Annotated in this window: 10 protein-coding genes; 7 read left to right on the plus strand and 3 right to left on the minus strand. The window is 64.4% G+C overall.

The features are described from left to right. Positions 1-6 precede the first annotated feature (6 nt). Positions 7-1,296, minus strand: a complete 1,290-nt coding sequence (locus VIQ49_RS06425; protein ID WP_414731589.1) for a lipase family protein — start codon at positions 1,294-1,296, stop codon at positions 7-9. A 251-nt stretch (positions 1,297-1,547) separates the two neighbouring features. Here VIQ49_RS06425 and VIQ49_RS06430 point away from each other — a divergent pair, with 251 nt between their 5' ends. Both VIQ49_RS06430 and VIQ49_RS06435 read left to right on the plus strand, forming a co-directional pair. Continuing rightward, positions 1,548-2,408: an LLM class F420-dependent oxidoreductase gene (locus VIQ49_RS06430; protein WP_331882190.1), complete on the plus strand. Its 861-nt coding sequence runs from the start codon at positions 1,548-1,550 to the stop codon at positions 2,406-2,408. A gap of 107 nt (positions 2,409-2,515) precedes the next feature. Continuing rightward, on the plus strand, positions 2,516-3,574 hold the full coding sequence (locus VIQ49_RS06435) for a phosphotransferase (protein WP_331882192.1): 1,059 nt from the start codon (positions 2,516-2,518) through the stop codon (positions 3,572-3,574). A 23-nt stretch (positions 3,575-3,597) separates the two neighbouring features. Here VIQ49_RS06435 and VIQ49_RS06440 read toward each other — a convergent pair whose 3' ends face one another. Continuing rightward, the gene (locus tag VIQ49_RS06440) at positions 3,598-4,203 is read right to left on the minus strand and encodes a helix-turn-helix domain-containing protein (RefSeq protein ID WP_331882194.1); all 606 of its coding nucleotides are present in this window, start codon (positions 4,201-4,203) and stop codon (positions 3,598-3,600) included. Positions 4,204-4,303: 100 nt separating this feature from the next. Between VIQ49_RS06440 and VIQ49_RS06445 the strand changes: the two genes are divergently transcribed. The 3 genes from VIQ49_RS06445 (at position 4,304) to VIQ49_RS06455 (ending at position 7,533) form a co-directional block, all read left to right on the plus strand. Next, positions 4,304-5,650, plus strand: coding sequence for a flavin-containing monooxygenase (locus tag VIQ49_RS06445; RefSeq protein WP_331882196.1), 1,347 nt, complete (start codon positions 4,304-4,306; stop codon positions 5,648-5,650). Between the two features lie 171 nt (positions 5,651-5,821). Further along, positions 5,822-6,634, plus strand: coding sequence for an alpha/beta hydrolase (locus VIQ49_RS06450; RefSeq protein WP_331882198.1), 813 nt, complete (start codon positions 5,822-5,824; stop codon positions 6,632-6,634). Further along, positions 6,631-7,533, plus strand: coding sequence for an IclR family transcriptional regulator (locus VIQ49_RS06455; RefSeq protein WP_331882201.1), 903 nt, complete (start codon positions 6,631-6,633; stop codon positions 7,531-7,533). The genes VIQ49_RS06450 and VIQ49_RS06455 overlap by 4 nt, the downstream gene beginning before the upstream one ends. A gap of 60 nt (positions 7,534-7,593) precedes the next feature. On the opposite strand, the gene VIQ49_RS06460 is transcribed toward VIQ49_RS06455, so the two are convergent. Further along, positions 7,594-8,577: a zinc-dependent alcohol dehydrogenase gene (locus VIQ49_RS06460; RefSeq protein ID WP_331882204.1), complete on the minus strand. Its 984-nt coding sequence runs from the start codon at positions 8,575-8,577 to the stop codon at positions 7,594-7,596. 183 nt (positions 8,578-8,760) lie between these two features. Between VIQ49_RS06460 and VIQ49_RS06465 the strand changes: the two genes are divergently transcribed. After that, the gene (locus VIQ49_RS06465; protein WP_331882207.1) at positions 8,761-9,000 is read left to right on the plus strand and encodes an alpha/beta hydrolase; all 240 of its coding nucleotides are present in this window, start codon (positions 8,761-8,763) and stop codon (positions 8,998-9,000) included. A gap of 56 nt (positions 9,001-9,056) precedes the next feature. After that, positions 9,057-10,757 carry a class I adenylate-forming enzyme family protein gene (locus tag VIQ49_RS06470; protein WP_331882210.1) on the plus strand — a complete coding sequence of 567 codons (1,701 nt, stop codon included), beginning with the start codon at positions 9,057-9,059 and terminating at the stop codon, positions 10,755-10,757. Positions 10,758-10,785: the final 28 nt, after the last annotated feature.

The following is a 10,785-nucleotide window of genomic DNA, read 5'->3' on the forward strand; positions in this document are numbered from 1 at the left end:
TTGGCCTTAGTTGAATTGGCAACCGGCGAGGGGCTTTCCGGCAAATCGGTCCAGTAGGTAGTCGACGCCGCCGCCGGGCAGCATCCCGTCGGTGATCAGCGGCAGCGCGTGATTGACCGCGGTACCCGACAAGATCGGTGGGATCGTGTTGCTGCGGAACTCGACCGTCGCCCCTTGATCGCACCAGCTCTGCGCCATCCGGCGGGCCTGCGCGTACGGGATCACGTCATCGGCGACATTGTTGGTCACCAGCACCGGTGAGGTCGGCTTGAGCTTGCCGATCTGCTGGTCTTCGATGACCGCCAGCGCGGCGGGGGTGTCCCTGACGTTGTCCAGCATCGACCGGCCGTCCTTGGTCATCGATGCTGTCGACAGGAACGGGTGCGACAGGATGCTGTCGCCGATGCACTCGGTGGAGATCTGCTTCAGCACAGCCTTACCCGCGTCGGTGAACTTCATGTCGACGACTTGCGCGAGTACCGGATTGCGTTCGACGAACCCGTTGAGCGCGTATCCGATGGCCCCGGCGATGAGGTTGTTGTCGATCGCGGGCAGGACGTCGAGAAGGTCGGCCGGTGGTGCCCCGGCGAACGTCCCCTTGACGTTCAGCTCCGGCGCGTAGGTGGGCTGTAGTTCTGCCGCTGCCGCTGCCGCGCCGCCGCCCTGGGAGTAGCCCCAGAAGGCGATGGGGGCGTCGGGATCGTCGCCGAGAGCGAGCGCGGCCCGCGCGCCGTCGAGCATCGCGTGTGCCTCTTCGGCGCGGTTCACGTAGGTGTGGAGGCCTGGGGTTCCGAGACCGACGTAGTCGGTCATGAAGACCCGCGCACCCTCGGCGAGCCAGCGATCAGCGGAGATCACTTCGTAGTTGATCGACGCGGACAGCGGATCGTTTGTCACCCGCAGCGCGGTGGGGAAGTTGCGGGACGGGGCGCATTGATCGCCCTGGCCGACTGTTCCGGGACCGATGACGATCGTGGGCCGCGGACCGCCGCCGGTCCACGGCACCCCCGGCTCGACGAGGCTGCCGGTGACGGCGGTCGGGGTGCCGTCCTGAAGCGCGGAGGTGTACATGACCCGTTGACCTTCGCCGGGCCACGAGCCGTTCAATCCGGGAATCGAGGCGTACAGGGGCATCGACTGAGTTTTCAGCACGGTCCCGGCATCGGCGCTCACGTCGGTCGGTGGTGTGTAGAAGCCACCAAACGTGTCAGGCTCGGCCTGCGCGAGGGCAGTCGCCCCCGCGACCTGCACCAATCCCACAATCGCAACTGTTGAAATCCATCGTGATAACCGCATTCATCGTCCCCGTTGGCGTCCTTCGACGGTGTTACCCGCCAGTAAGTTATGTGAAACGGGACGTTATCAGACCTGCCTGTGGTGGCCAACACACGGATGCCCCAACGGCCGATCGAGCGTGGGGTCCGTGGTCTGGGACAGACGCCGCGCACAATCTGGAACGTGTTATATTTCTGGGGTCGTCGGACTAGTGTCCAGTCACAAGTCCACATCGTTTCGATCTGTCGGATTCTTGCGGAAGGGCTGCAACCATGGACTTCGGAATCGTCCAGTTCACCAGTGACCGGGGGTTGGCGCCGTCGGTGATCGCTCCTCTCATCGAGGAGGCGGGGTTCGATGCGTACTACGTCCCCGAGCACAGTCACATCCCCACCCGGCGCGATGCAGCTCATCCCCAGACCGGTGACTCGTCGCTGCCGGACGACCGCTACATGCGCACGCTCGATCCCTGGGTCTCGCTCAGTGGTGCGGCCGCGGTCACCTCGCGGGTTCGGCTCGGAACCGCGGTGGCATTGCCCGTGCAGTCCGATCCGCTGACGCTCGCCAAGAGCATCGCCACGCTGGACCATCTCTCCGGGGGCCGGGTGACCCTGGGCGTCGGATTCGGTTGGAACCTGGACGAACTCGGTGATCACCACGTGCCGCCGAAGCGACGGCGAACGATGCTGCGCGAGTACATCGAGGCCATGCGGGCGCTCTGGTCGCAGGAAGAAGCAGAGTACAGCGGCGAATTCGTGAACTTCGGCCCGTCGTGGGCGTGGCCCAAGACCGTTCAGCAGCCCGGTCCGCCGGTCCTGGTCGGGGCGTCGGGCAACGAGAAGAACTTCAAGTGGATCGCCCGCAGCGCCGACGGCTGGATCACCACGCCGGGGGAGCAGGAGATCGAGGGTTCCGTTCTTCTGCTGCAGCAGATCTGGGCTGACGCCGGACGCGAGGGCGCACCGCAGATCGTGGTCCTCGACTTCAAGCCGGTCCAGGAGAAGCTCGACCAGTGGCGTGAACTCGGCGTCACCACCGTCCTGTACGGCGTGCCGGACGACAACGTCGAGAAGGCCACGGCCTATCTGGCGAAGCTGGCGGGCAAGTTGGGTCTGAGCCCGGTCACCGTCTAGCCGCCGACCGGGCCCGCAATACCGCCGATCGTGCCCAATTCGTCGACAAGCGTGCCAAAGTGGCAGTAGTCCAAGGGGTTTCAGCCCGATCGAGAGAGATATTGCAGATGGAAGTTCAGGCCGGGTCGATCGTCACGTCCGTGGACGAGCTCACCGCACCCTGGCTCTCGACCGCACTCGGGACGACGGTCGACTCGGTGACGGCCACCCCGGTCGGCACCGGTCAGGTCGGGACCTGCTACCGCCTCGAACTGACCGGAACCGGTGTGCCCGAGCGGATTCTGGCCAAGCTGCCAGCGGCTGATCCGGCGACCCGGGAGATGGTGTCGGGCGTGTACCGGTCCGAGGCGCGCTTTTACACGACGATCGCGGCAACCGTCGCGATCGACAGCCCGCAGTGCCACTACGCGGCGATCTCGGACAGCGGTGCGGACTTCACCCTGCTGCTCGAGGACATGTGTCCGTCTGAGCAAGGCGATCAGCTTGCCGGGTGCACAGTGGATCAGGCGCGTGACTCCGTGGTCAACCTCGCGGGTCTGCACGGGCCCCGGTGGTGTGATCCCACGTTGCTCGACATCGAGGGACTGTCGGTGAACGGGCTCGACGAGGCGAGACTGATGGCCGAGATGTACGGCCCGGCGACCGAGATCTTCATCGACGTCCTGGGGCCACTGATCAGTGAAGAAGACCGGGTGACCCTTCGTGAATGTGTTGAGGTGCTGGAACTCTGGGCGCTGGGGAGGTCGGAGCGGTATGCGCTGGTCCACGGCGACTACCGTCTCGACAACCTGCTCTTTCCTCCGGATGGGGCGCGCGGTGTCAGCGCGATCGATTGGCAGACCCTGAGCCTGGCGCTGCCCGCGCGCGACCTCGCTTATTTCATCGGAACCAGCCTGTCACCGGACGTGCGACGCGAACACGAGTTCGCTCTGGTCGGGGACTATCACCGGGCGCTGACCGGTCATGGTGTGGAGAACTACAGCATCGAAGACTGCTGGGACGACTACCGATACTCGATGATCCAGGGACCGCTCATCTCGGTCTTCGGATGCGCATACGGCACCCGTACCGATCGCGGTGACGAGATGTTCGCCGCGATGGTCGCGCGGTCGTGTGCGGCGATCCGGGATCTCGGGACCGTGGCGCTTGTCACCGAGGGTTCCTGAGCCGGAAACTCCTGATCCGGAAACTATTGTGCGGGAGCGACTTGCAGCGCGGGAATCACGTAGCGTCGGCAATAACGCGCAACCCAGACCTGGTCTTCGGGGTCGAAATTCTGGCTGTGGATGGTGGTCAGGTTGATGAGCACCCGCGCGATCCATTCGGAGGCTTCGTCGATGTCGGTGTCCGGGTGGATCTGACCGCGGTCGCGGGCCGCGACCACATAGCTGCGCCAGAAGGCGGTGAGGTCGGGTAGGAGGCCGACAACTCCGACCCCGGCGCAGGCGGCGAACTCTTCCGGTTCGTTTGTCCGGAGGGTCATCATGAGCGCCCCGGGAGCGTCATACGCGTTGTGGCCGTGCGCCACGCCGGCTGCCATCTGCGCGTCGAAATCGGTTATGTTCGACAGTGTTCGGTGCGCGTCGGCCCAGAATGCGTCACCCATCCGGACGATGGTGGCTCCGAGCAGTGTCGACTTGTCCGGAAAGTGGCGGTAGAGCCAGGCCCGGGACACCCCTGCGGTCTCGGCGATCTCCAGCACGGTTGTTGCCCGAATTCCCTTGGCCGCGAGGCATTCCTCGGCGGCATCGAGGAGTCGTTCCCTGACGCTTCTGGTGTCTACGGAATCTGTCACGGGGCAAACATAGCAAAACCGATAGACAGTTTCTCGGATCTGTGTACGCTCGGGTGAACAGATTTGCGAATGTGTCAACTTGATAGCAAGGGGAGCTCGTATGCAGGGTCCGAGAACGGCTGTCATCGGCGCCGGGATCAGTGGATTGACAGCCGGAAAGATATTGAACGACTACGGCATTCCCTACACCTGCTTTGAGGTATCGGACCGAGTCGGCGGCAACTGGGCCTTCAAGAACCCGAACGGCTACAGCAGCGCGTACCGGTCCCTGCACATCGACACCTCCAAGCACCGGCTGTCGTTCAAGGACTTCCCGATGCCGGAGAGCTTCCCGGACTTTCCACATCACTCGCAGATCAAGTCGTATCTCGACGACTACGCCGACGCATTCGATCTCCGGGAGAACATCGAGTTCCAGAACGGCGTGACCCATGCCCGCAGGCTCGACGGGGGTGGCTGGGAGATCCGGACGCAGGCCGGCGAAACGCGCAACTTCGATCTGCTGGTCGTCGGCAACGGACATCATTGGGATGCGCGCCGGGCGAACTTCCCGGGAACCTTCAGCGGAGAATCGATCCACGCCCATCACTACATCGACCCGCAGGATCCGTTGCCCCTGACCGGCAAGCGGATACTTGTTGTCGGACTGGGTAACAGCGCAGCCGACATCTCGGTGGAACTGTCGTCGAAGTCGCTGCAGAACGAGGTGACACTGTCGACCCGCTCGGGCGCCTGGATCGTTCCGAAGTACATTGCCGGCAAACCTGCGGACAAGTACTACAAGACCACGCCGTACCTGCCGTTGTCCTGGCAGCGCAAGATGGTTCAGCTGGGGCATCCGATCATGTCGGGCCGGCCGGAGGACTACGGCCTGCCCACCCCCAATCACAAGATGTTCGAAGCACATCCGACCCAGTCGGTGGAGCTGCCCCTGCGGTTGGGTTCGGGCGACGTGATCCCGAAACCCAATGTTCGTGAACTCGACGGCAGCACCGTACATTTCGAGGACGGCACCAGCGGAGAGTTCGATGTGATCGTGTACGCCACCGGCTACAACATCACGTTCCCGTTCTTCGACGAAGACTTCATCAGCGCACCGGACAACCACATCCCGCTGTACAAGCGGATGTTCAAACCGGGGATCGACGATCTGGTGTTCATCGGTTTCGCGCAGTCGACCCCGACCCTCTTCCCGTTTGTCGAATGCCAGTCCCGGTTACTGGGTGCCTACGCCGCGGGACGATACCGATTGCCCAGCGCCGAGGTGATGGACACGGTGATCGCGAGCGACCAGCAGAAGTACACCGGGCACATGCTCGATCGCCCACGGCACACCCAGCAGGTCGACTACTTCATCTACGAGCATGAGATGCGGACAAAGGAACTGCCCGAGGGTGCGGCCCGGGCGGCCGCACTCGGCGCACCCCGTTGGGCGGTGGCCGCATGACCGCGCAGACAGTCACACTCGGCACCGACAGTCACACTCGGCACCGACAGCTCGGATTCGCTGCCGTATCTGCCCCGGACGTTCTACAGCGGCGGGATCGAATGCGACGCCTGGTACTTCCGGGCCCGATCCGACGATCTCGCCGGACCTGCAGGCAAACCGGTGGTGGTGATGGCCCACGGACTCGGTGGCACAAAGGATTCCGGACTCGAACCGTACGCCGCGGCGTTGCCCTCCAATGGTCTCGACGTGTTCGCCTTCGACTACCGGGGCTTCGGGTCATCGGGTGGGGATGCGCGGCAGACGGTGTCGATCGCCGATCAGCTCGAGGACTACCGCGCCGCCATCTCGGCGGTGAAGACCTTCGAGGGGGTCGACCCGAACAGGATCGTCTTGTGGGGCGTGTCGTTGTCCGGTGGCCATGTCCTCTCGGTGGGTGCCGGCCGGGATGACGTGGCCGCGATCATCTCGATGACACCGCTGGTGAGCGGTCGGGCGGCCGGGCGGCTCGCGATTGCGAACCTGCCGGCGTCCGCGATCGCACGTGCGACCGCGCTGGGCCTTCGGAGCCGGATCCGCCGGCGTTCCGGGCGGACCCCGATGATGATGCCGATCGTCGCCGAACCGAGCGAGATCGGCGCCCTGACGCTGCCGGGCTACCGGCGGGACTATCTCGCGATCGCCGGACCGACGTGGCAGAACACCATCGACGCCGCCATCGGTCCGGAGATCGGTGGCTATCGGGCCGACCGCGATGCCGGCGACATCCGGTGTCCGGTCCTGATGCAGATCGCCGATTTCGATCGCAGTGCACCGCCCTCGTCTGCCGCGAATGCCGCGGTGAAGGCGAGGGCCGAGGTCCGGCACTATCCGTGCGATCACTTCGGTATCTACTCCGGTCAGCCGTGGTTCGATGCCGCTGCGAGCCACCAGGTCCGGTTTCTGACCCGCCACCTCGCCGCACCGACGCCGCCAACCGCATGACGGTCCGCCGGTCGCCGCAGACGGAAAGACTCGTCGACGTTGTCGAGATGCTTTCCGATCCGCCGGGCCGTCGCAGCAGCCTCACCGCGATAGCGGCGGCCCTCGGGCTCGACAAGGCCACGGTCTATCCGATGTTGACAGAGTTGACGCGGGTCGGGTGGGTGGTCAAACATCCGACCACCAAGACCTATCGGCTGGGTCCGGCGCTGGTGCGCATCGGCGATGCGGCCGGTCGCAGTATCGCCGAACTGGCTCCCACATCACGCGCGATCGCGGTCCTCGCCGAGGCGACCGGTCAATTGTGTTGTGTGGTGGTCCCTTCCGGTGACGACCTGCTGATCGCGGGTGTGCGTGATGCTCGCCGGTCGCAGGGCGACGGCTTGCAATTGCGATCGGGGGATCGGATCACCTTCCGGCCTCCACTGGGCTCGGTACTGGTGGCGTGGTCGGATGATCTGGCCATCTCCGATTGGCTCGATCGGAATCCGGTGCCGGGCCAGTGCGATCACCGACTTCCGGAACGCCTTGCCGCGGTACGGGCCCGGCATTTCTCGGTTGAGCAGTACCCGGCGAACGTCGGTGGCTTTCGGGACCTCGCATCGGCTGCGACGGGCGCGGGTATTCGTGGGTCGCGACGCACGACCGCATTTGTGGAAGGCCAGCGGCGGACGCTGGACATGGACGTTCTGGTGGGCGTCATCGATGAACGCGCCTGGTATCAACCGTTGTCGGTGAGTGCGCCGATCTTCGACGTCGACGGAGATGCTGTCGGGGCGCTCTGCGTACTAGAGTCTTCCGAGCCGGTGACGGGCACCGAGCTGACCAGGCGCGGTGAGCTGGTCAGCTCGGTGGCCGCGCAGGTGACCGATCACCTGGGCGGCAGTGCTCCCTGGAACTGACCCGTCACAATGCCAGAGCCCGTTCCGCTCCGGCAGACGGCCACGCCGCGTGAAGGAACCCTAGCCGGGAGTGATGATGATCTTGTGCTGGTCGCTCGGGTGGGACAGCCCGTCGACTACGTCCTGAAGGTCGTCCAGGGTCGCGTATCCGCTGACGAATCCACCGATATCAAGGCTTCCATCGGCCAATGCTGCAGCCGCGAAACCGAATTCGTCGACGGTGTAGTAGCTGACAAAGCTCATGGTGACGTCTTTGACAACACCGCCCAGCGGCATGAACGTGTCTGGCTCCATGCACACCCCGGCGATGACGATCCGGCCGCTCGGGCTGACCGCGTCCAGGCAGGCGGCGACCATCCCGGCCTTTCCGACGCATTCGATCACCAAGTCGAAACCGGTCCCGATGTTGTCGGTGGTGGGGTCGAGGGCATTCGTCGCACCGAGATCCAGTCCTGCCTGCCGCCGCTGGTTCACCGGATCGCAGATGGTGATGTCGGTGATGCCGCGCGCTCGTGCCCTGATCACGACAGACAGTCCCACCGGTCCGGCCCCGACAACCAGCAGGCGGTCGCCTGCTCGGGCACCACCGCGATTCATGGCGTGCAGCCCCACGGCCAGCGGTTCGACGAGTGCGCCCGACCGGATGTCGAGCGACGGGTCGAGTGTGACGGTGCCGGATGCGGCGACGGTCACGTATTCGGCGAATCCGCCGGCGCGAACACCCAGGCCCAGCGCCTGTGGCTCCGGACATCGGGCCGGGTCTCCTGCGATGCAGTGCCGGCAGGTTCCGCAACCGATCACCGGCATCGACGCGACCGCCGTGCCTTCGGGCCAGTGTTCGGCAACGGTGGATCCGGCGGCGACGACCTCACCGGCGAACTCGTGGCCCATGATCGTCCCGTCGGGGAGCAGCGGGTACGTCTTGAGGTCGGATCCGCAGACCCCGCAGCCGTGAACTCGGATCAGAAGCTCGTCGTGCGCGGGCTCCGGGTCGGCAATGTCCCGGACCACAAACTTTCCACCTTCGATGACGGCTGCGCGCATGGGATCGATTAGTTCACGTACGGATGAGGCTGTCAATGATCTCACAGAGGTTAGATGTTGTCGCCCAATACTTTTCGGATTCCGTTTGCACAGTGCAAACCCCTTGTGGAGAGGCTCCGGATCGATGAGACTTCACGGTATGGACCACGCTGATCCGATCGTTACCAAAACTGGTACCGGGCGATGCCACTCGACACCCATCACGTCGCCGACGTCACCGTGCCGACGACCTTCATCTGGAGCACCGATGACATCGCGATCACCCGCGCCGGACCGGCTCGGTGCGCGCAGCATGTGTCCGGCCCGTATCGGTACGTGGAGGTTGCTGGGGGTACCCACTGGATACCCGAAGAGTTCCCGCAGGTTGTCGCCGACGCGGTCATCGAGCAGGTCGGTGCGGTGAATTCGGACATTTCTTCATGAAGTAGAACGTGTTCTCATATGCTCGGTGATGTGTACAGCCAAGGAGGAAGTTGAACGTGACGGCGGCCCTCGAATCGATATCGCTCTATCGCGAGCTGGAATCTGAGCTGACCGGGCCGGACGGCCCGTTTGCACTGGCGTCTGCCCAGGTCCGCGGTGAATCCATGCAGGTGTACCGCGACGCCCCGGCGGGGCTCGATGCGGTGTTCGGAGAACTGGTCGAGGCGTATTCCGACAACGTATTCCTGATCGAGGGGGGTGTGGAATACAGCTACCGCGAGGTTGCCGACAATGCGGCGCGTCTGGCTGGCGCGCTGGTCTCCGAGTACTCCATCGGAACCGGCAGTCGAGTTGGCGTGCTGATGAAAAACCAGCTGGCCTATGTTGTTTCGATCGTGGCCATCGCACGTTGCGGTGCAGCTGCGGTGTTGTTCAACAGTCGGGAGTCAATTGCGGAGATCGGTCATGCGCTGGCCGATGCGGACTGCGCGGTGGTGATCGCCGATGACAAACGGGCCCGGTTGGCGCGGTCGGCAGGATCCGGTGCGCGGCTACTGGTGGTCGGTGACGAGCCGCTCGACGGCAGTACCCGTCTCTACCGCGAAGTCATGTCAGGAACGTTTGATCCGCCGGCGCCGGTGTCGGTCGATCCGGAATCGCTGTGCCTGATCCTCTTCACCTCGGGTACCTCGGGTCGGAGCAAAGGTGTCCTGCTGACGCAGCGCAACGTCTGCACGATGGTCATGAACCTTCGGATGATCAAAGAGATCAACATCCACACGAATGCCCGCAAGTACGGGATGGAACCCGATGCGCTGCGCGGGTTGATGCCGAGTCTGTCTGCGCTGCTGATCTTCCCGCTGTTCCACACCTCCGGATTGGTGTCGCTGCTGACGTCGTTGACCTCTGGCGGCTTCGTAGTGATCCAGGACCGGTGGAGCGCCGAGGGTGCGATCGAGTTGATAGCGAAGCACAAGCTTGCAATGTTGGCGGGCCCGCCGATGGTGATCACCGACCTCCTGGCGACCAACCCCGAGCCGGAGGCCGTGGCGAGTCTGGTCAACGTTGCGCCTGCCGGTCAGGCCACCCCACCTGATCTGGTGGATCGGATCAGTCAGATGCTCCCCGGGGCCGGCCGGAGCGTGGGCTGGGGGATGACCGAGGCGGCCGGCAGCGTCTGTACCGCGGGCGGGGATCTTCTTGCGGCATACCCTGACTCATCAGGACCGGCCAGCCCGGTCATGTCGGTGCGGGCTGTCGGCGCCGATGGCACCGTGCTTCCGGCCGGCGAGGTCGGTGAGCTGGAGATCCGTGGACCGCTGGTCATGGTCGGCTACCTCGACCGTCCCGCCGAGACAGCCGCTGTGTTCGACGGATCCTGGTATCGCAGTGGGGATCTGGGCTACCTCGACAAGAGTGGCCTGGTGTTTGTAGTCGACCGGAAGAAGGACATGGTGATCTCGGCGGGGGAGAACATCTACTGTGCCGAGGTCGAACACGCGCTCATGGCGTCGGACAAGTTCGCCGAGGTGACGGTATTCGGCGTCCCGGATGATCGACGTGGTGAGGTGGTGGTCGCGGCAGTTGCGCCACGAGAGGGCGAGATTCTCACCGAACAGCAGGTTCAGGACATCGTGCGTGGTTCACTGGCCGAATACAAGGTGCCGACTGCAGTGGCGTTCGATCTGGCGCCCTTCCCGAGAAATGCGACCGGGAAGATTCTCAAACGAAAAGTGCGCGAGCAGTATTCGTCCTGAAAGGCCACCGGCCACCGCCGATCGGCGG

Source organism: Williamsia sp. (assembly GCF_036566845.1).
Classification (GTDB): Bacteria; Actinomycetota; Actinomycetes; order Mycobacteriales; family Mycobacteriaceae; genus Williamsia.